This window comes from Rhodomicrobium sp. R_RK_3 (assembly GCF_002198715.1).
Classification (GTDB): domain Bacteria; phylum Pseudomonadota; class Alphaproteobacteria; order Rhizobiales; family Rhodomicrobiaceae; genus R-RK-3.
On the sequence record NZ_MWLK01000006.1, the window covers coordinates 288,325 to 308,595 of the forward strand.

Consider the following 20,271-nt stretch of genomic DNA (forward strand, 5'->3'; position numbering starts at 1 on the left):
AACGGTCCTCCAGTATCGAACCGGCGCCCTGCCGCGGCGAACGAAGAATATCTGCAAAGCTTATCAGTTGCGGCGCGCGGTCGATCCGTGCCGGCGGCAATCGCCTAAAAAGGGCCGGCCTGCGCACGGCAAACCGGCCCAGGCCCATAGGATTGTCTGAGCGGGAGGTTCAGAGAATGTCAATGTCCGGCAATGATCCGCCGGTGACCACCAATCAAATCAGCTAAGCAAAGCAGCCTAAGTTCTAAACACTGGGCGACGTCGTGCCGGTCGCGGGGTGATAAGCTTATGAGAACTTCTTCGTTAGCCGCCCGGATGCTCGCCCGTAAGACTCGATGAAGCGCAATCCGGAACCCTGCTGGCAAAGCCTGCCGGACTTTGCCTCGTCGCGGGACAGCGGCGTTCATCGAAAAGGAGCATCCCAATGACAGGACGACTGAAGCGATTGGTGGGCGCGTTGGCGCTGGCGGGGCTTGCCGCCGGCTTCTCCCTCCCCGCGATGGCGCAGGACAAGACGATCCGCGTCGGCATCCAGAAATATGGCAAGCTGATCCTGCTGAAAAGCCGGGGGACGCTGGAGAAAAAGCTCGAGCCGTTCGGCTTCAAGGTCACCTGGACTGAGTTCCCGGCCGGACCGCAATTGCTGGAGGCCCTCAATGTCGGCGCCATCGATTTCGGCAATACCGGCGAAGCGCCGCCGATCTTCGCGCAGGCGGCCGGCGCCCCGCTCCTCTATGTCGCGCATGAGCCGCCCGCCCCGCGCGGCGAGGCGATTCTGGTGCCCAAGGACAGCCCGATCAAATCGGTCGCCGGCCTCAAGGGCAAGAAGGTGGCGCTGAACAAGGGTTCGAACGTCCATTATCTGCTGGTCAAGGCCCTGGAAAAGGCCGGCGTCAAATATTCGGAGATCGAAACCAGCTACCTGCCCCCGGCCGACGCGCGCGCCGCATTCGAGAAAGGCGCGGTGGATGCATGGGCGATCTGGGATCCGTTCCAGGCCGCCGCCGAAGTCGCGGTCGGCGCGCGCATCCTGGCCGATGGCGAGGGCACCGTCTCGAACCATCAGTTCTATCTCTCGTCCAAGACGTTCGCGGAAGCCAATCCGAAGATCATCGAGGCGCTGCTGGCCGAGTTGAGCGACGTCGACAAATGGGTGCAGACCGACCCGAAGGGCGCGGCCACCCAGCTCAGCGCCTCGACCGGCATTCCGGCGCCCGTCGTCGAATTGGCGTTGGCGCGGCAGTCCTACGGCATCAAGCCGATCGGCGACCAGGTTGTCGCCGCTCAACAGGACATCGCCGACACGTTCCACGCGCTTGGCCTGCTGCCAAAGAAGATCTCCGTGGCCGAAGTCGTCTGGAAGGCAGGCTCTTAATAGCCGGATAGGGGAAAAAGCTTGGGTGGCCGCGCGAGGGTGCGACCACCCAAACATTTTTCAATAATTACTGCTTACGTTCGCGATTTATTTCGATATATCAAATAACGGCCCAGCTTATCGAAATTTATTTGTTTGATTGGGCTCATTGGCTTCGTAAATTCGTCAGATCACTGTAAGCGCGCCAGCACATAGGCACCGCGCGATAAGGGAGCTGACACATGAGACTTGAACCCCCTGTAATATCGATCCAGCGCCCGAAGCGTCTCGCGGACCGCGACAAAAGAAAGCGCCTCGACCCAATGCGCTTCGTAAAGGCCCGTAAGGCGCCGCCGCCTTCCCTGAGCCAGGCCGTTGCCGAGATCACCCGCGGTCTGCCGGTCGCGGTTGCAAGGCCATCGGGCGGCCCCGTGGCAATCCATGTCGGGGGATATCTGGTTGGGCTCGCGCTGGGGGTCGATGGACGTTTCGTATTTTTCTCGGCCGGCCACCGGACGGACGGCCTCGACCGAAACGTCTTCACCAGCCTGGCGGCAATTCGCGAGGCCGTCGGCGAGTTGGCAGGGTTTGCGGGATCAGTTTGAGATCATCTTCCCCGCGCCTCGCCGGGTTGGCGGCTCTCCGCGAAGCGGGCAGCGAGCCCGAAGCTGCCCTCAACAGGCGTAATCCGCGTCTTCAGATCCTTGACATTCTTGCCGCCCGTTTCGGCGCGTCGTCGTGGGTCTGAAGCTTGCGGAGCAATTGAGGATCTCACTGCGCGGCATTGCTGCGCTGCGAACAGTTGCTAGGCCGCCTTCACCGCCTCCGCTGTAACAGCACTCAGCGAGCACCGGCGAGAAGCCTAATGGTGCGGTCGAGAGGACTCGAACCTCCACGGGTTGCCCCACAGCGACCTCAACGCTGCGCGTCTACCAATTCCGCCACGACCGCACGATATTGCGCGTGGATAGCCTCGCCCTTAAAGCTTATGGCTTGAGATTAAGGGCGACCACGGCGCGTGCGAACGTTTAGCAAAGGGGCGGTCTTATTGCAAGCGGACCCTGAGGGTCTTGTGCCGAAAATGGGCTGGAATTAGGAGGGCGGCCGCAACGTACGCGGGGCTTGATCGTCGCGGGCCGCACCATCCAACGCTTGACGAGTTCTAAGCTCGCACGAGGGAGTTTCGATTTGGTAAAATTTGAAGGGTTTGGCGAAAATTTTGCGGATCGCGGTGACGATTTCCTGGCCTGGGCGACGAGCCGCGAGCCGGTGCCGTATGAGGATGCCGTCGCGGCGATGGAGCGCCGGGTGGACGCCATCCACAGGGGCGAAGAGGGGGAGTTGGTCTGGCTGCTGCAGCATCCGCCGCTCTACACCGCCGGCACCAGCGCCAAGCCCGAGGATCTGCTCGACGCCCAGGGGCTGCCCGTGTTCCAGACCGGGCGGGGCGGCCAGTTCACCTATCACGGGCCCGGCCAGCGCATCGCCTATCTGATGCTCGACCTGTCACGGCGGGGCAAGGATGTGCGCCGCTTCGTGCGCGACATCGAGCGCTGGGTGATAGACGCGCTCGGCGGCCTGGGCGTCGACGCGACCTGCCGCACGGGCCGCACCGGAATCTGGGTGCCGCGGCCGGAGAAGGGGCCGCTCGCCGAGGATAAGATCGCCGCCATCGGTATTCGCGTGCGACGCTGGGTGAGCTTCCACGGCGTCAGCATCAATGTCGATCCGGAACTTACGCATTATGACGGCATCGTCGCCTGCGGCATCCGCGATCAGGGTGTGACAAGTTTAACGGATCTGGGAAAAAATGCGTCGATGGACGATCTCGACACCGCCCTCGCCTCCGCCTTTTCGCGCCATTTCGGCTCACGCGCGGCGCCGGATCCCGAGCTCGACCTCAATTCCCCATCTTCCCATCCCGAAAACGTCCCGCTATAAAACAATGGAGGAAACTGCCGGCCGGTCTTTTCCTGCCGCTCAGTCAAATATTCGTCAAATTACCAAGCCAACCCTGCGTGTCGGGCATTTATCCTTCCATAAGAATTTGGGCAGGTGGGGCTTGACGGCCGGACCGGAGAGATGATGAGCCAGCGCGTCGGAATCTGACAGTTCGTCTGTTGCCGGGTCGCCTCTGTCATCAAGTGCGAAGCGTTACAGCGATGGACCAAAGTTTACTCATGGATCAGGTCTCGGCGAGCGGCCAGAAAGACAAAATCAGACGTCTCCGCCGGCGTTTGCAACAATCCGAAACCTTCGTCATGCCGGAAGTCTGGGACGTGGCGAGTTCGCGCGTCATGGCGGATGCCGGTTTCGAATTCATCGGCACCTCCTCGACCTCGATCGGCTGGTGCCTCGGCTATACCGCCCAGGAGCGCATCGCGACGGACGATCTGCTCACCATGGCGGCACGCATCACCAAAGGTTTCGAGACTCCGGTCAACGCCGATCTCGAAGGCGCGGCGGGCCGGTCGCTGGAAGAAATCAAATATGCTGTCAACGCGGCGATCGCGGCGGGCTGCGTCGGCATCACGCTTTCGGATGGCGGCCGCAACGGCTCGCACGGCATCCTGACCATCGAAGAGATGACCGAATGCGTGCGCGCGGTGAAGGCGGCGACGGCGGAGGCCAAGATGCCGGCCGTCATCACCATCAGCACCGAGGCGTTTCTGCTCGGGCCGAAAGTGCATTCGCCGTTCGAGACCACGGTCGAGCGCTCGGAGGCCTATTTCGCCGCCGGCGCCGATTGCGTGATGGTCCCCGGCGTGCAGCACCTGCAAATCCTGGAGCGGCTGGCGGGCGTCGTCGACGGGCCGCTGGCGATTACCGTCGGCTACAGCCCGGCGCCGGAGATCAAGGCCTTTGCCGGAATCGGCATCGCCTGCATCACTTTCGGCGGCAGCCTGTTGCGCTCGCTGCTCGGCAATATGCGGCTGAAGGGCGAGGAGCTGCTGGCGTTCGGGCATTTCAACCATCTCGACAAAGCCATTCCCGAAGACGCGCTCGAAACGCTGCTGCGCTAACCGTCCTGGCGGTTTGAATGGCGCGGCGCGTCCTGCGGCGGTACTCTGTCCTCAAATCAGGCAGGTGAGGACGTTTCATGAGCGGCAGGCAGAGCGATCCCATCGTTATCGTCGGTGCGGCGCGTACCGCAATGGGCGGCTTCCAGGGCAGCTTGTCGCTCCTCACCGCGCCGCAGCTCGGCAGCGAGGCGATCAAGGCGGCGCTGGCCAAGAGCGGGCTGAAGCCCGGCGATATCAGCGAGGTGCTGATGGGCTGCGTGCTGCCCGCCGGACAGGGCCAGGCGCCCGCGCGGCAGGCGGCGCTCGGCGCGGGATTGCCGTTGTCGGTGCCCTGCTCCACCGTCAACAAGATGTGCGGCTCGGGCATGAAGACCGCCATCTCCGCTTACGAGGCGCTGCACGCACGCCCCGGCGACATCATCGTGGCGGGCGGCATGGAGAGCATGTCGAACGCGCCCTATCTGCTGCCGAAGGCGCGCGGCGGCATGCGGCTCGGCCACGGCCAGGTGCTCGACAGCATGTTCCTCGACGGCCTGGAGGACGCCTACGATAAGGGCCGCCTGATGGGCACCTTCGCCGAGGACACCGCCCAGCATTACCAGTTCACCCGCGCCGATCAGGACGCCTTTGCGATCACCTCGCTGGAACGCGCCAAGCGGGCCAATGAGGATGGCAGTTTTGCCGATGAGATCGCAGCAGTGACCGTGATCTCGGGCAAGACGCAGAGCGTGGTGGAACGCGACGAGCAGCCGTTTTCGGCCAGGCCGGAGAAAATCCAACAGCTCAAGCCTGCCTTCCGCGAGGGCGGCACGGTGACGGCGGCCAATTCCAGTTCGATCTCGGACGGCGCGGCGGCTCTCGTGCTGATGCGCGAAAGCGAGGCGGAGCGGCGCGGCGTCACGCCCATCGCGCGCATCATTGCGACGGCGAGTCATGCGCAGGAACCCGCTTGGTTCACGACGGCGCCGATACAGGCGGTGCGCAAGATTTATGAGGCCACCGGCTGGCAGGCGGGCGACGCGGATCTGTATGAGATCAATGAGGCGTTCGCCGTCGTGGTGATGGCGGCGATGCGCGATCTCGGCCTGCCGCATGACGTGGTCAACGTCAATGGCGGCGCCTGCGCGCTCGGCCATCCGATCGGCGCGTCGGGCGCGCGGATCGTGGTGACGCTGCTGAATGCGCTGAAGCGTGGCGGCGGCAAACGCGGCGTCGCCGCGATCTGCATCGGCGGCGGCGAAGCGACCGCGATCGCGGTGGAGATGGTTTAGGGCGGTGGGTGCCGCCTCCGTCTTCTTCGCTGCCCGACCTTCTCGATTCGAATAACCTCACATCCGTCGGCCCGGAGGTCAGAGCCGGGACCTACTCGCATTTCCGCTTGCAGCAGCGCTTGGGGATGCGGGATTGGTCCTGGCTCGCCCTCGCGGGCGTCCGGGACGACGAGACTTAGCGGATGTCCCGTTTTGCCAGGTGAGGGGTAATGCCGACCGGCGGAGCAATGGGGCCTATTCAGCCCGCCAAGGCTCATAATCCGGGGCGGGTGCGCGGCGGCGACCGCTGTTCAGAATGCTGCCCGCAGGACGATACGCCTCAGCGGTCCCGGTTCGGTTCTCCAAATGCGGCTTCTGCCAGCTTTTGGCCTGATAATCATGGCCCGGCGGCTCATCCAGGCTATAATGCAGCCAGCCATGCCATTCCGCGGGCACCTTCGAGGCTTCGGCGTCGCCATTGTAGATCACCCAGCGTCGCGGCTTGCCGGCCGGGCCAATGCCGGTCTTGTCCTCAAAATATTTATTGCCGAAGCCATCTTCGCCGATGGCGCGGCCGTGGCGCGCCGTATAGAGCCGCGTCGAAAGCGTCGCGCCGTTCCACCAGGTAAAGAGATCGCTGAAGAGGCTCATATCTATCTCGCCCACTGCTAAGTCGACGCGACTATCGCATCGGCGCCCGGCCGATGTCCAGATCACTATAGTGATGGGGTTCTTACGCTTGGCGCGGCATGCCGAGCGGAAGCGGATGGGCGCGCTTCCCGCATCCCCCTTCCGGCCCTGCGATTCGGCATCAGGCCAATACAGAATCAGCGAAATGCCCTGGCAAGCGCTTGCCTGTTGATGGCGGCGGGCGATCCCCGACTCCTTCGGGCTTGCCATGTGGGAATCGCCATATCCTGCCCCTGCGAGCTGGGGACGGGGAGCTCGGGACAGGCGCTGGTGCATCGAAGCAACTAGATTTGGTGGCCCAAAAATTTTTATGCGCTAGGGCTGGCCATAAGGGCGTGAATCAGTCAGCTTATCAACTGTGAGCCTTCGGGCCCGCTCAGGGCCGAGAGCGGAGGCCATCAGCGTAAAAATTCCCGACGTCAGGCGCCGCGCTGTCGTGTGCGCCTTTGTGAAGTTGCGTTCGCTGCGAGACGGTCCTCCGCCTCCAGCGCGAGTTGCGTATGTGCGTTTTCTTAGAGTTGAACGGCGCGGCAAAGCTTCAGAGGGACAGGACGATGCGGATCGAGCGGCGGTTTACCAAGACGGGACAATCCCCCTATGCGGATATCGAATTTCACAACGCAACCAGCGAAATCCGCAATCCTGACGGGTCGATCGTGTTCCGGCTGGAAAACATCCAGGTCCCGGCGCAATGGAGCCAGGTCGCCAGCGACATCCTGGCGCAGAAATATTTCCGTAAGGCGGGCGTCCCGGCGCGGCTGAAGCGGTTCGAGGAAAATTCCATTCCGTCATGGCTGTGGCGCTCGGTGGCCGATGAAGCGGCCCTTGAGGAGCTGCCCGAGGCCGACCGCTACACCTCCGAGACCGACGCGCGCCAAGTCTTCAACCGCCTCGCCGGCACCTGGACCTATTGGGGCTGGAAGGGCGGCTATTTCTCCACCGAGGAAGACGCGCACGCCTTCCATGATGAGCTTTGCTACATGCTCGCCATGCAGATGGCCGCGCCGAACAGCCCGCAATGGTTCAATACCGGCCTGCATTGGGCCTACGGCATCGATGGGCCGAGCCAAGGCCATTATTATGTCGATTACGAAACCGGCGAACTGACCCGCGCCTCCACGGCCTATGAGCACCCTCAGCCGCACGCCTGCTTTATTCAGTCGGTCCAGGATGATCTCGTCAATGAGAGCGGCATCATGGATCTGTGGGTACGCGAGGCGCGGCTGTTTAAATATGGCTCCGGCACCGGCACCAATTTCTCGATGGTCCGCTCCGAGGGCGAAAAACTGTCGGGCGGCGGCAAGTCGTCGGGACTGATGAGCTTCCTCAAGATCGGCGACCGGGCGGCCGGCGCGATCAAGTCGGGCGGCACCACGCGGCGCGCGGCCAAGATGGTCATCGTCGATGCCGATCACCCCGATATCGAGGAATTCGTCGACTGGAAGGTGAAGGAAGAGCAGAAGGTCGCCGCCATGGTGGCGGGCTCGAAAATCTGCGCCAAGCACCTGAACCTGATCATGCGCGCCTGCACCCATTGCGACGGCGATGGCGATGATTGCTTCGACCCGGCCAAGAACCCGGCGCTAAAGCGCGAGATCCGTGCGGCCCGCAAGGCACATGTCTCGGACAGCTATATCCAGCGCGTGATCCAGTTCGCCAAGCAGGGTTATGACAAGATCGAATTCCCGGTCTTCGACACCGATTGGGAAGGCGAGGCCTATCGCACCGTCTCCGGCCAGAATTCAAACAACACCATCCGCGTCGACGACGATTTCCTGGCCGCCGTTGAGAATGGCAGCCCGTGGGAGCTGAAGGCGCGCAAGAACGGCCGCACGGTCAAAACATTGAATGCCGCCGAGCTGTGGGACAAGGTCGCCCATGCCGCTTGGGCCTCGGCCGATCCGGGCGTGCAGTTCCACACCACCATCAATGACTGGCATACCTGCCCTGCCTCGGGGCCGATCCGGGCGTCAAATCCTTGCTCGGAATACATGTTCCTCGACGACACGGCCTGTAACCTCGCCTCGCTCAACCTAATGAGCTTCCGCGACGCCAGCAAGCGCTTCGACGTCGACGGCTACGCCCATGCCGTGCGGCTGTGGACCGTCGTGCTCGAAGTGTCGGTGACGATGGCGCAGTTCCCGTCGAAGGAAATCGCCGAGCTGTCCTACCGCTACCGCACGCTGGGCCTGGGCTTTGCCAATATCGGCGGGCTGCTGATGGTCTCCGGCCTGCCCTACGACAGCGATGAGGGCCGCGCCCTTGCCGCCAGCCTCTCCGCGCTGATGACCGGCGTCTCCTACGCCACCTCGGCGGAGATGGCGCAGCGCCTCGGCGCCTTCGCCGGCTATGAATCGAACGCCCCGCACATGCTGCGCGTCATCCGCAATCACCGCCGCGCGGCTTACGGCGAGACCTCATGCTATGAGGGCCTGCACACCCTGCCGGTGCCGCTCGACAAGCATTCCTGCCCGAATCAGCGCCTGATCCTGGCGGCCCGCCAGGCTTGGGACCGCGCCCTGGCGCTCGGCCAGCGGCACGGCTTCCGCAATGCCCAGGCGACGGTGATCGCGCCGACCGGCACCATTGGCCTCGTCATGGATTGCGACACCACCGGCATCGAGCCCGATTTCGCCATCGTGAAGTTCAAGAAGCTGGCGGGCGGCGGCTACTTCAAGATCATCAACCGCGCGGTGCCGGAAGCGCTCGACTCGCTCGGCTATGACAAGAAGACCGTGCACGGCATCATCGACTATGCCGTCGGGCATGGCACGCTGGACGGCGCGCCGCACGTCAACCACCAGAGCCTTTTGAAGAAGGGTTTGACCCAGGAAGTGATCGCCAAGGTCGAGACCGGCCTCGCGAGCGCCTTCGACATCAAATTCGCCTTCAACAAATGGACGCTGGGCGAAGAGTTCTGCGTCAACACGCTCCGCATTTCCAAGGAGCAGCTCGACTCCCCCAAATTCGACCTGCTGGGCCATCTCGGCTTCACCAAGGCGCAGATCGAGGCGGCCAACGAATATTGCTGCGGCGCAATGACCCTTGAAGGCGCGCCGGGGCTGAAGGACGAGCATTTGCCGATCTTCGATTGCGCCAATCCGTGCGGCCGCAAGGGTAAGCGCTTCCTGTCGGCGGAGAGCCACATCCGCATGCTGGCGGCGGCGCAGCCGTTCATCTCGGGCGCCATCTCCAAGACCATCAACATGCCGAACAACGCAACGGTCGAGGATTGCAAGAACGCCTATATGATGTCCTGGCGGCTCGGGCTGAAGGCCAATGCGCTCTATCGCGATGGCTCCAAGCTCTCCCAGCCCTTGCAGGCTCAACTCCTCAGCGATGAGGAGAGCGAGGATGACGGCGAGCCGATCATCGCGGAGAAGCCGACCCAGAAGCATGTCGAGCTGGTGGCCGAGCGCATCGTCGAGCGGATCATCGAGCGCGAGCGCGAGCTGGCGACGCGGGCCAAGCTCCCCAACCGCCGCAAGGGCTATACCCAGAAGGCGGTGGTCGGCGGCCATAAGGTCTACCTGCGCACCGGCGAGTACGAGGATGGGCGCCTCGGCGAGTTGTTCATAGATATGCACAAGGAAGGCGCGGCTTTCCGGTCACTTATGAACAATTTCGCCATCGCCATCAGCCTCGGCCTGCAATACGGGGTGCCGCTGGAGGAATATGTCGACGCCTTTACCTTTACGCGCTTCGAGCCGGCCGGGCTTGTTCAAGGCAATGATACGATCAAGAATGCAACCTCCATTCTTGATTACATTTTCCGCGAACTCGCCGTCTCCTATCTCGGCCGCAACGACCTCGCCCATGTCGATCCATCCGAGATCGACAATATGACCGTGGGCGCGGGCGTCGCCGAAGATAAGGGCCATGCCGCCGTCTCCGCCGACCGCTATATGAGCCGCGGCATGATGCGCGGCGCTCTTAACCATAAAGTTGTCATGGTTTCGAGCGAGGCTGTCTCTTCGGGCGAGGGAGACGGTCCCGTTGCAAAGATCCGGCAGGCGCTAGCGGCGTCGGTCGGCCATGTCCATGGCAACAACGCAATGGCGATCACTCCGGCTGCCCATGTACACACTTATGTCGCGCCAGTTGAAAAATCCGAAAGCGCACTTCGCGTCGAGGCCCGAATCAAGGGCTATGAGGGCGAGGCCTGCGGCGATTGCGGAAATTTCACCCTGGTCCGGAACGGCACTTGTCTGAAATGCGACACTTGCGGTTCGACCAGCGGATGTTCCTGAGTATCACATAAGTTGAATGCCGCCGGATCATCGGCTGGGCCGCGAGGAAAGTGGCCCGGCCGTCAATCCGGAGTTTGGCGCGTTTCGGCTCTTCCTGAAACAAAGCGGGGGGCGGCCTAGCGGCTGGCAACGGAGTAAATGGGAATTCTTTCGACCAATGATGAAGGGCACCAGGAGTCCATCGTCTACTTTCTGAGCGAGGCGCTTCGCGCCGCCATCGAAGCCGGCGACCGGCTACAGCTCAGTGTCTGCGACATGCCGCAGCTTGCGCCCGGCATGGACTGCTCGGAAATCGCCAGCAAGCTGGCGAGCTTCCGGCAATACACGCACAGCCTGTGGAGCTGTGAAGTGATGATGCTCGCCAAAATCCTGCGCGCCCGCGATCTGGCCAAGGAACTGCGGCTGTACGAGCCCGAACTTAGACCCGAGATCGACACCTTCCGTCTGGCGACGGTGAACAGCTCGGACCTGCAAGACACGCTTTTGCCCGACGCCCAGAACGTCTTCAACGGCGCGGTGCAGCCGAAGCGGTTTCTGGAAGCGCGCGGCTTTCTCGGTTTTGACGGCGTCGGTAAGAACGATCCGCTGCTTGGCTATAAGGTTGCCGGTCGCGTCGATGTGCGGCTGCTGCTTGATGCTTGCGAAGCGCTGCATTTCGGCCTTGCCGCACGCTACGGCTTCGACGCGCTGCCCTCGCGTGTGCTGATCGGCCATGCCGGCGGCGAAGAGGTCAGCCTCTTGGGCGACGATACGGAAGAGCCGTTCCTGTTGACGGAACTCAGCGAGATTGTCGGCGAGGACGGATCAGCGCTGCCGTTCGACTGGAACAGCTTGCCGGTGAACGGTCAGGTGCTGCGGCATTAGCCTATCGGCGCATTTTCACTTCTCCCGCGAGACCGTTCGGCGCTTTGCACCGCATAGTGTTAGCGAGAATCCGCGACCGGTGATGCGCAGAAGCCTAAGCGGCGATCAGCCGATCCACCTCATGCACGAGCTCGCGCAGATGGACGGGTTTGGAGAGGATGCGCGCCTCGCGCGGTGCCTTGGAATCGGGATGCAGGGCGACGGCCGCGAAGCCGGTAATGAACATGATCTTCATTTCGGGCTGCAACTCCGAGGCCCGCTTGGCCAGTTCGATGCCGTCCATTTCCGGCATCACGATGTCCGTGAGCAGCAGAGTGAACTGGCGATTTCGCAGACACTCAAAGGCTTCCGCCCCGTTCGAAAACGACACGACGTCATAGCCCGCGCGCTGCAGCGCCTTCACCAGGAAGCGGCGCATCGACTCATCGTCTTCAGCGAGGAGAATACAGGGCATCGTCATGATAGGAGTTCTCACCTGGTGGAAATATACGCTACAACCCGGCGTTGACCAAAATTTAAATAAAGACCCGCCTTCCTCAAACTACTCGATCCGACGGCAAAATCGAGAGGTATCATCGGATTAACCTTACTCGTAACGGTTAATAAGCTGTGACGCTTTCGACAGAGTTGGGCTACTAAGCGGCGGAAGTTTGGCGCGTTCCGATAAAATGCAACTCTACCTTGCGGGCATGAGCACGGGTTCTGTGCTCAATCACATAGATGCCCTGCCATGTGCCGAGCGCCGTGCGCCCGTCGATCACCGGGATCGAAAGGCTGACCGAGGTGAACATCGCCTTGATATGGGCCGGCATGTCGTCCGGCCCTTCGCTCGAATGCCGGTAGCCCGCGCCCTCCGGGGCTAGGCTATTCAGCGCCTGCTGCAGATCGTGCCGAACATCGGGATCGGCATTCTCCTGGATCGTCAGCGAGGCCGAGGTGTGAGCGATGAACAGTGTCAATAGCCCGTCCTGTGCGCCGATCTCATCGATCCAGCCGCGAACTTTTTCCGTAATCTCGGTAAAACCAGGCCCAGCCGTGCGCACTTGCAGCGCGTGGTTCGCCTGGGCGAAGACCCGCCCGCCGCCCGCACCGTCATCGCCGGGCGCCGATGGCAATTTGTCTGTCATGCGATCAGCTTGCATCAAGCGCGTTAACGACCCCTGCCGGATCGGTCTTCCAGACTAACGCCGAACGCAGCGGCGCGGAGCCTAAAATCGCCATTTTCCACAAAATTGGCAGCGTCGCGATGCGGGCTTTTGCCGCTTTTCCAGTCCCATTCCGACACAGAAAATTCAAAAAAGATCCAATGCTTTACTGAATATTTACTCGCACGCGCAACATTTGGGAAAGAGTTGTTTGCGTCGTGTCGCCAGTCACAGTTTCACGCCCCGCCAGGCAAGGCCGTCAATCGTCTCATCGCATCACCCGAGGCGTCTGCGCCGCTGACAGGGGCATCATTGCTCGCGAGAGCTTTCGGGACGTGCCATGACTTCAAATGCCAATGTGGGGGCGGATCGCCCTGTGCCATCGCCGCCGGCCGGTCCCTCCGCCGCCGGCCGAGCATCCCCTCCTGGCGCGCACCACCCGGAAGCGGAGGAATTGCTGCGGCGTTTCCTATCCGAAGTTCACGGCTACCGGCAATTGGGCAATGTGGCGCTGCGCGAGTTGGAGGATCGGCTCGCCGCCATCGCGTCGCCGCAGCCGGCCGAAGCTCAGCCGCTGCCTGCCCAGCGCGGCGTACCGGCCTCGGCGGCGCCCCTGAAGCAGCGCTCGCTGAAGCAGCCCGACGACCGCGGGCCGGCGCTGAAAGACAGGCTGCGCGAATTGTCGGCCTATCTGCATGCCGATCTCTCGCAGCAAGCCGCCGCCGCGCCGGCCGCAGCTCCCGCCGAGTCCGCCGACGCCCCCGCGCGCCAGATCCCGCTGACGCCCTTCAAACCTGGCGAACGCTCGGCCCGCCCGACCCTGCACAGGACTACCCCAAACGCGCCCATACTCGACCGGATCTGGTTCGAGGACCGGTTCGCGACGATGCGCTCCTCCATCGACATGCTCGCGGAAAAGATCCCGACGCAGCGCCTCGACCTTTTGGAGCGGCAGTTTCACCTGCTGATGGAAAAGCTCGAATCCCGCGAGACCGACCGATCGATGGTGCCGGTCGAGGCCGGGCTTAAGAAGCTCGCCGCCTATCTCGAGGACAATAAGCACTGGAGCGTCACCCAGGACGCGCGGGTGCGCGGCGTCGAGGAGCGGTTGAACCAGTTGAGCGGCCTCGTTGCGCAGTCGCATGCGGCGATCTCGGCGACGGCCAAAGGACTGGAGATCGTTGCGCGCGGCACCGGACCGACCCTGGCGCGCGCCACTGCGGATCTGGTCGCCGGCAAGCTGGAGGCCAAGCTCGACACCCTGGCTCCAAAATCCTCGATCGCCGATCTCAGCCGCGAGGTCTCGCATCTGGCGATGCAGTCCGCGCACGGCACGCGCAGCACGGAAGAGCGCCTGAAGCAGCTTCAGAGCTGCCTCGACGAAAGCCTGGACCGGCTCGAGGACGAAGCGCGCCGGCAGCCGCAAGCCGCGCCCGAGCCAGGCTGGAAGGCCGCCCCGGCCGATCACGGCGATTTCGACGATGAGGACGATTATGACGGCAAGCTGATCGCGGCAGCGCAGCGGGCCGCCCGGCTCGCCGACGGTCCCGCCCGCCAACTCCCCCAGCACGGAGAGCCGGTGCGCTACCAAATCCCTTATGGCGAGTTCCTCCCCGAGGATGAGCGCGGCAGTTCCCGCACCGGCCTCGTGGTCGCCGCCATCATCCTGCTGCTGGCCAGCGCCGCGATGCTCTATCTCAATCTGCGCGACAGGATCCCCCCGGGCGCGCAGGCCAGCGCCGCGCTGTCCGACAGTGCCGCTTCCGCCGCCGCGATGACGACGTCCTCGACGGGCAAGAGCGCCGAACGGATCGGTTCCACGCCGAGCCGGATCGCCCTGTCCCAGGACCACTGGGTGACCATTCCGGCCGAAAAGACCGCTGCCACGCTTCACCCGAAGCAGACCGCCCCTGCCGCGCTGAGCGCCGCCGAGCCGGTCGACACCTCGGCGCCCGCCGCCACCATGTCCATCGGCAGCACCGGCAAGGGCGACAGCCTGCGCAAGGCCGCCGTCGACGGCGACGCCAATGCGCAGTTCTCCGTCGGCCAAACCTATCTCGAAGGCAGCGACGCCGACCAGGCGATGCCGGTCGATGAGAGGCTGTCGAAAGCGGCCCGCTGGTTCCGCCGCGCCGCCGAAAACGGCCATGCGCCCTCGCAATACCGGCTGGCGATCCTTTATGAAAAGGGCCGGGGCGCGCCAAAGAGTCTCGCCGAGGCGGCGCGCTGGTACGGCTTGGCCGCGGAGCAGGGCCATGTGGAGGCCATGTCCCGATTGGCGGGTCTGTTGAGCAATCGCAACAATCCGACCCTCAACTACGCCCTCGCCGCGAAATGGTACCGCAAGGCTGCCGAAGCCGGCGTTCACGATAGCCAGTACAATCTCGGGATCCTCTACGAGATCGGCCTGGGCGTGCCGAAAGACGCGGCGTTGGCCTATCAGTGGTTCGCGCTTGCAGCCCGCGACGGCGACGGCGACGCCGTGCAGAAGCGCGACAATTTGGCCCCGAAGCTGACGCAGATCCAGCGGGCGACGGCAGAGTTCAACATGTCCAACTGGAAAGCCGCCCGTATCGACCCTGCCATCAACGGTGTCGCGCCGGAGCCGCCCGTAGAGACGGCGCAACGCGTCCAGCCGGTCATCCAGCCGAAACTCCCCAGCACCCAACTGATCAATGCTGCCTGGAAGGCCGAAATCGCACCGCGTGAATCGATGGTGGCGGACGCACAGGCGCTGCTGACCCGGCTCGGCTACAAGCCCGGCCCGGTCGACGGCGTGCTCGGCCCGAAGACCATCGCCGCGATCCACGAATTCGAACAACGGGTTGGCCAGCATGGTAGCGGGCAGCTCACCGAAGCTCTGGTTGCAAAAATGAAATTTGCCCAGCAATAGGACCACCGGGCGGGGCACCGACACAAGGGCTGGGGATCAAGGCGACGGAGCCGCGCATTGACGAAGCGGGCCTCCTTCTGCTTTATCGGCGGCAATCTCGTAAAGGCGCCCGGCCCGGCATCCTCACGCGGTGAGGCCGCTGGGGCATGGCGCAAGGCACCGACTGGATGCCGGTCACATGCATATCTATCTGCCGATTGCCGAAACCACGGTGAACATCTTCACCATTTTTGGCATGGGCACCGCAGTCGGATTTCTCTCGGGCATGTTCGGCGTCGGTGGCGGCTTCCTGATCACGCCACTCCTGATCCTGACCGGCATCCCGGCGGCCGTGTCCGTCGCGACCGGCGCCAATCAGGTGGTCGCCAGCTCCGTCTCGGGCACGATGACGCAGTGGCGGCGCGGCAATGTCGACTTCAAGATGGGCACGATCATGCTGCTCGGCGGCGTTGTCGGGGCCTTCGGCGGCGTGCAGGCGGTCAAGGTCCTGCGTGAGGCGGGACAGGTCGAACTGGCGGTATCGCTGCTTTACTCGGTCTTCCTGTCCAGCATCGGCGTGCTAATGCTGAGCGAGAGCCTGCGCGCGATGCACCGCGCGCGTAATGGCGGCGCCCCCTCCGCGCGCCGCGCCGCGCAGCATCACTGGATCCACGGCCTGCCGCTGAAAATGCGTTTCCAGCGGTCGAAGCTTTACATCAGCGCGATTCCGCCCCTGGTGATCGGCGCGGCGGTCGGCTTTCTATCGGGCATTCTGGGCGTCGGCGGCGGCTTCATCATGGTGCCGGCGATGATCTATCTGCTGCGGATGCCGACCAAGGTCGTGATCGGCACCAGCCTGTTCCAAGTCATCTTTGTCGCCGGGGTCACCACCATTTTGCATGCCGCGACCAACCAGGCCGTCGACCTCCTCCTGGCGCTGATCCTGATGGTTGGCGGGGTGATCGGCGCGCAATTCGGCACGCAGGCGGGGCTCAAACTGCGCAGCGAACATTTGCGCGCTTTGTTGGCGCTGCTGGTGCTCGGCGTCTGCGTGCGGCTGATGGTCGATCTACTGACGACGCCGCCGGAGTTGTTCTCAATCCAAAACGTGCTGCCGAGAAGCTCGCTATGATGCGCCGTCTCCGCCTCGCGATCCTCGTTGCCGCCGGCTTGGCGCTGCTCGCCTTCGCGCGACCGTCCTCCGCCCAGGACCGCGCCGAGGCCGTCGAGGCCGACATGTCCTCGCGCGAGATCTCGATCAAATCGGATTTCACCGGCGCCGAGATCGTGGTGTTCGGCTCGGTCGACGGCAGCAAACGGACCGACAGCGATCCCGATTATTACGACGTCATCATCGTGATCCGAGGCCCCGCCGAAACCGTGATCGCGCGCAAGAAGGAGCGTTTTGCCGGGATCTGGGTCAATGGCCCCTCGGAGGGCGTCACCGAACTGCCCAGCTTTTACGCCGTGCTCTCGACGCGCCCGCTCACCGAGATCGCCGACATGGAGACGCTGCGCAAATACGGCGTCGAATTCGATCCCAATCCGGCCTCCTGGGGCGGCGCCAAAATGGCGGAAGAATTCGCCGACGCCATCGTCCGCATCAAGAAGCGCGACGGGCTGTATATCGAGAAGCCGGACGCGGTGAAGTTCCTCGGCCGAAGCCTGTTCCGGGGCAACATCACTCTGCCGGTCAAGGTGATCGAGGGCGACTACACCGCGACCATCTACCTGTTGCAGGCGGGCAAGCTGCTCAGCCGCGACGACGTAACCCTGACGGTGAAGAAGGTTGGGCTGGAGCGGATCTTGGAAACCCTGGCCTTCGAGCGGCCCTGGCTCTACGGGTTCATGGCCGTGCTGATGGCCGTCGCCTGCGGTTTTACCGGTTGGATGCTGTTCGGGCGGAGTTAGGGCGGCCCGCAGACCGCCATTAATCCGCCAGCACGTCCGCTGATGCAGTCACCGCGATCCGCCGCACGCCGGCCGCAAAGCCGTTCAGTGTCGCATTGTGGTGGGCGATGATCTGGTCGAAGCGCAGGTCGCCCCAGTCGCCGGTCATGTGACAATCGGCCAGCAAGGTAACGTCGTAGCCGAGGCCGACGGCGCGGCGGCAGGTCGTGTCGATGCAGAACTGAGTGGAATTTCCACCGATGACGAGATGGCCGATCCGGGCGGCCTGGAGCCGGTCATGAAGATCCGTGTCGTGGAAGGCGTCCGGGCTCGACTTCTGCACGACCGATTCCCCGGATAGGGGCGCCACCTCCTCGCGGATCGGCCAGCCTGGGCTGTTCGTCTCGAGCGGTTCGCCCGGCCCCTCATTGTGCTGCACGAAAATGACCGGGACGCCAGTGCCCCGCGCCCGCGACAGGACCTTCTTCAGCCGCAGCACCATCTCCGTCTGCGCCTTCACGATGAGCGGCTGCCGTTCGCGCGAGCCCGAATAGTCAAGTACACCGTTCTGGACGTCGACGATGATAAGCGCGGTGGCCAAGGGCTTCTCCATCGGTGGGTCGGGCGGCGCATGTCATAGCATGTGATCGCGGCAAGCTTTTGTTAGCCTGCCGCCCTGCTAGTCGCCCAGGCCGTCAGAGCCTATTCGCATCGCCGCTTGCCGCAGCGTTTGCCGGTTCGGCATTGGGCCCCCGTTCTGTCGGCCGGGGCAACGGAGTATGGCATCGGAGAAGTCGACGCAGATCCGCGATCCATTGTAAACCTCCTGTACCGGCGCCGCTTTCGTCACAACCATCGAATTGGAACACCCCATGGAGCTATCGTCGCTGCTTATTTTCGCAGGCGCGCTGTTCGTCTCCGCCGGGTCGCCCGGGCCGAGCGTCGCCGCGCTCGTCGCCCGCGTTCTGGCGCGCGGCCATCGCGACGTGCTGCCGTTCCTGGCCGCGATGTGGATCGGCGAGGCGATCTGGTTGTCGCTGGCGGTCTGGGGCATGAGCACCGTGGCGCAGTCCTTCCACCTTATCTTCCTCGCCATCAAATGGCTCGGCGTCGCCTATCTTGCGTATCTCGCCTGGCGCATGTGGAATGCGCCGTCCCATCTGGATGAAGGCAGCGTCCCCGAGCGCCGCTCCGCCGCAAAAATGTTCGCCGCAGGCCTCGCCATCACGCTCGGCAATCCGAAGGTCATGCTGTTTTACATGGCGCTGGTGCCTTCGATCATCGACCTGACGCGCCTAACCATGCTCGGCTGGGCGGAACTCACCGCGACCCTGATCCTGGTTCTGATGGCCGTCGATATCATCTGGGTGGCGATGGCGGCCCGCGCCCGGCGCTACCTGCGCAGCCCGAGCGCCATACGTCTCGCAAATCGCTGCGGTGCGGGTATGATGGCGGGAGCCGCTGCTGCGATCGCGGCGCGATAGGAGGATGTGGCGACGGCCCATGATGATCATCCCCGCTGACTTCGACGACCTTCGGCTTAAGGCCTTGCTGCACCTGCATCTTGGTGGAATGCACGCGAGTTCGCCGCCCGGAAGCGTCTATGCGCTCGACTTGTCTGGTCTCAAGGCGCCCAGCATCAGCTTCTACGCGGCTTGGGAGGGCGAAACGCTGCTCGCCATGGGCGCGCTAAAGGAGCTCGATGCTCTATCCGGGGAAATCAAGTCGATGCGGACCGACCCGGCGCATCTGCGCCGGGGCATTGCTACGGCGATGCTCGATCACTTGCTCGCCGTTGCAAAATCGCGGGGCTATCGCCGCGTCAGCTTGGAAACCGGCTCAGGGCCCGCCTTCGAACCGGCCCTCGCCCTATACCGCCGGCGCGGCTTCCTGGATGGAAGCCCGTTCGGCGATTACGTTCCAACGGAATTCAACCAGTTCCTGCATCTCGATCTCGCGTGACCGGCGCAGGCAAAGTTAAGCGGCCATCTCTTCCAGCAACTGACCCGAGGCGACCTGGCTGACGCGGCCGGCATGGATCGACCAGACGAACAGCCCTTCATGGCCGAGCAGCGGGTCGAAAGCCGAGCCGAGCACGTTCGAGCCGGCCGAATAGGCACCCATCGACGGCAGAATCAGCCGGCTGCCGTTCGAAACGAAGCAGCGGCCGCGCATCAGATGGCCATATTCGGAGATCTGCGCGACGGGGTGCATCCGGCCCGCGATCTCGTGGCTGACGGGCGCCTTCACCGGCTCATAGCGGAATTTGATTCCGCCGACGGTCAGATGCGGAACGACCGTGCCGCCGAACATTTCCGGCACCTCGGCCTGATCCGGGCCGCTGACCCAGAACCATTCGCGGTCTTCCATCAGGTCGAACAGCCAGTCGCCGTCATGAGCGGTCAGGCGCACGTCGCTGTCGCCGCAAAAGCTGTCGCCCAGCGCGATGACGCGGTGCGGATCGAAGCGGTCGAGCGCCTCTTCCAATTTTTCGAAGGACGAGCCCGTATCGTAAGGCGGCAACACGACGCCGTCCTCGGACAAATAAGAGCCTTTTTCGAGGTGGAGGTCGGAGACGATCAACGTTTTTTCGGCTGGCCAATAGAGGGCGCCGGTGCGATCGGCGATGAAGGATTTGCCGCAAAGCAGGACGCGGCACGAGCCGGTGTCGAGAGCGGTCTCGTCAACGGTTCGCAGATAGACTGCGCTATGCATGGATCTCAAAGCCCCTTAACTGCTGCAGTCGGTCAGGCAGCGGCCCGCAACGAATCTAGGGACTAAAGGCGGGCCTGGTAACATTATGCGTGAATTTATGACTGATTCGCGGCGGTTTGTGTTACGAAAAAGTCCCAAGGGAAGCGAATTATTGCGGGCGCTTCGCCGTTTCTGCCATCTTTGTGCCTAATTCGTTCGGGCCGGCTTGCGGCATATTT

The 20,271-nt window shown here is 63.4% G+C and carries 17 protein-coding genes and 1 tRNA gene; 12 read left to right on the top strand and 6 right to left on the bottom strand.

The genetic code is table 11. The annotated features are described in order from the left end of the window. The first annotated feature begins 424 nt into the window (after positions 1 to 424). The gene (locus BLEFHOIH_RS03370) at positions 425 to 1,375 is read left to right on the top strand and encodes a sulfonate ABC transporter substrate-binding protein (RefSeq protein WP_088343071.1); all 951 of its coding nucleotides are present in this window, start codon (positions 425 to 427) and stop codon (positions 1,373 to 1,375) included. 221 nt (positions 1,376 to 1,596) lie between these two features. After that, a complete protein-coding gene (locus BLEFHOIH_RS03375; RefSeq protein ID WP_125461563.1) occupies positions 1,597 to 1,959 on the top strand; it encodes a hypothetical protein in 363 nt (120 codons plus the stop codon). 261 nt (positions 1,960 to 2,220) lie between these two features. Here the strand turns inward: BLEFHOIH_RS03375 and BLEFHOIH_RS03380 are convergent. Then, positions 2,221 to 2,305: transfer RNA gene (locus tag BLEFHOIH_RS03380), tRNA-Leu, on the bottom strand. Positions 2,306 to 2,596: 291 nt separating this feature from the next. On the opposite strand from BLEFHOIH_RS03380, the gene lipB reads away from it, so the two are divergent. From lipB to BLEFHOIH_RS03395, 3 genes are all read left to right on the top strand, one after another. Further along, entirely contained in the window at positions 2,597 to 3,295 is a 699-nt protein-coding gene (lipB, locus tag BLEFHOIH_RS03385; RefSeq protein ID WP_088343154.1) for a lipoyl(octanoyl) transferase LipB, read from the top strand. 239 nt (positions 3,296 to 3,534) lie between these two features. Beyond that, a complete protein-coding gene (locus BLEFHOIH_RS03390; RefSeq protein ID WP_280950409.1) occupies positions 3,535 to 4,377 on the top strand; it encodes an isocitrate lyase/phosphoenolpyruvate mutase family protein in 843 nt (280 codons plus the stop codon). Positions 4,378 to 4,454: 77 nt separating this feature from the next. Then, positions 4,455 to 5,648 (top strand): acetyl-CoA C-acyltransferase, encoded by a 1,194-nt coding sequence (locus BLEFHOIH_RS03395; protein WP_088343074.1) that lies wholly within the window; start codon positions 4,455 to 4,457, stop codon positions 5,646 to 5,648. A gap of 234 nt (positions 5,649 to 5,882) precedes the next feature. On the opposite strand, the gene BLEFHOIH_RS03400 is transcribed toward BLEFHOIH_RS03395, so the two are convergent. After that, positions 5,883 to 6,278: an NADH:ubiquinone oxidoreductase subunit NDUFA12 gene (locus BLEFHOIH_RS03400; RefSeq protein WP_088343075.1), complete on the bottom strand. Its 396-nt coding sequence runs from the start codon at positions 6,276 to 6,278 to the stop codon at positions 5,883 to 5,885. A 593-nt stretch (positions 6,279 to 6,871) separates the two neighbouring features. Between BLEFHOIH_RS03400 and BLEFHOIH_RS03405 the strand changes: the two genes are divergently transcribed. Both BLEFHOIH_RS03405 and BLEFHOIH_RS03410 read left to right on the top strand, forming a co-directional pair. Beyond that, the gene (locus tag BLEFHOIH_RS03405; RefSeq protein WP_088343076.1) at positions 6,872 to 10,567 is read left to right on the top strand and encodes a vitamin B12-dependent ribonucleotide reductase; all 3,696 of its coding nucleotides are present in this window, start codon (positions 6,872 to 6,874) and stop codon (positions 10,565 to 10,567) included. Between the two features lie 138 nt (positions 10,568 to 10,705). Then, positions 10,706 to 11,431: a hypothetical protein gene (locus tag BLEFHOIH_RS03410; RefSeq protein ID WP_088343077.1), complete on the top strand. Its 726-nt coding sequence runs from the start codon at positions 10,706 to 10,708 to the stop codon at positions 11,429 to 11,431. A gap of 94 nt (positions 11,432 to 11,525) precedes the next feature. Here BLEFHOIH_RS03410 and BLEFHOIH_RS03415 read toward each other — a convergent pair whose 3' ends face one another. Together BLEFHOIH_RS03415 and BLEFHOIH_RS03420 are read right to left on the bottom strand one after the other, a co-directional pair. Next, positions 11,526 to 11,885 carry a response regulator gene (locus tag BLEFHOIH_RS03415; protein ID WP_088343155.1) on the bottom strand — a complete coding sequence of 120 codons (360 nt, stop codon included), beginning with the start codon at positions 11,883 to 11,885 and terminating at the stop codon, positions 11,526 to 11,528. Between the two features lie 181 nt (positions 11,886 to 12,066). After that, entirely contained in the window at positions 12,067 to 12,573 is a 507-nt protein-coding gene (locus BLEFHOIH_RS03420; protein WP_245296853.1) for a secondary thiamine-phosphate synthase enzyme YjbQ, read from the bottom strand. 457 nt (positions 12,574 to 13,030) lie between these two features. Between BLEFHOIH_RS03420 and BLEFHOIH_RS03425 the strand changes: the two genes are divergently transcribed. The 3 genes from BLEFHOIH_RS03425 (at position 13,031) to BLEFHOIH_RS03435 (ending at position 17,359) form a co-directional block, all read left to right on the top strand. Then, complete coding sequence (locus BLEFHOIH_RS03425) at positions 13,031 to 15,469, top strand: SEL1-like repeat protein (protein ID WP_170936973.1); 2,439 nt, start codon at positions 13,031 to 13,033, stop codon at positions 15,467 to 15,469. 178 nt (positions 15,470 to 15,647) lie between these two features. After that, complete coding sequence (locus BLEFHOIH_RS03430) at positions 15,648 to 16,580, top strand: sulfite exporter TauE/SafE family protein (RefSeq protein ID WP_088343080.1); 933 nt, start codon at positions 15,648 to 15,650, stop codon at positions 16,578 to 16,580. Continuing rightward, complete coding sequence (locus BLEFHOIH_RS03435; RefSeq protein ID WP_088343081.1) at positions 16,577 to 17,359, top strand: TIGR02186 family protein; 783 nt, start codon at positions 16,577 to 16,579, stop codon at positions 17,357 to 17,359. The genes BLEFHOIH_RS03430 and BLEFHOIH_RS03435 overlap by 4 nt, the downstream gene beginning before the upstream one ends. Before the next feature lie 19 nt (positions 17,360 to 17,378). On the opposite strand, the gene BLEFHOIH_RS03440 is transcribed toward BLEFHOIH_RS03435, so the two are convergent. Then, the gene (locus tag BLEFHOIH_RS03440) at positions 17,379 to 17,939 is read right to left on the bottom strand and encodes a cysteine hydrolase family protein (RefSeq protein WP_088343156.1); all 561 of its coding nucleotides are present in this window, start codon (positions 17,937 to 17,939) and stop codon (positions 17,379 to 17,381) included. Positions 17,940 to 18,210: 271 nt separating this feature from the next. Between BLEFHOIH_RS03440 and BLEFHOIH_RS03445 the strand changes: the two genes are divergently transcribed. Together BLEFHOIH_RS03445 and BLEFHOIH_RS03450 are read left to right on the top strand one after the other, a co-directional pair. After that, positions 18,211 to 18,822, top strand: coding sequence for a LysE family translocator (locus BLEFHOIH_RS03445; protein WP_088343082.1), 612 nt, complete (start codon positions 18,211 to 18,213; stop codon positions 18,820 to 18,822). A 19-nt stretch (positions 18,823 to 18,841) separates the two neighbouring features. After that, positions 18,842 to 19,300: a GNAT family N-acetyltransferase gene (locus BLEFHOIH_RS03450; RefSeq protein ID WP_088343083.1), complete on the top strand. Its 459-nt coding sequence runs from the start codon at positions 18,842 to 18,844 to the stop codon at positions 19,298 to 19,300. Between the two features lie 15 nt (positions 19,301 to 19,315). Here the strand turns inward: BLEFHOIH_RS03450 and pdeM are convergent, their stop codons facing one another. Continuing rightward, a complete protein-coding gene (gene pdeM / locus BLEFHOIH_RS03455; RefSeq protein WP_088343084.1) occupies positions 19,316 to 20,053 on the bottom strand; it encodes a ligase-associated DNA damage response endonuclease PdeM in 738 nt (245 codons plus the stop codon). Between the last annotated feature and the right edge of the window lie 218 nt (positions 20,054 to 20,271).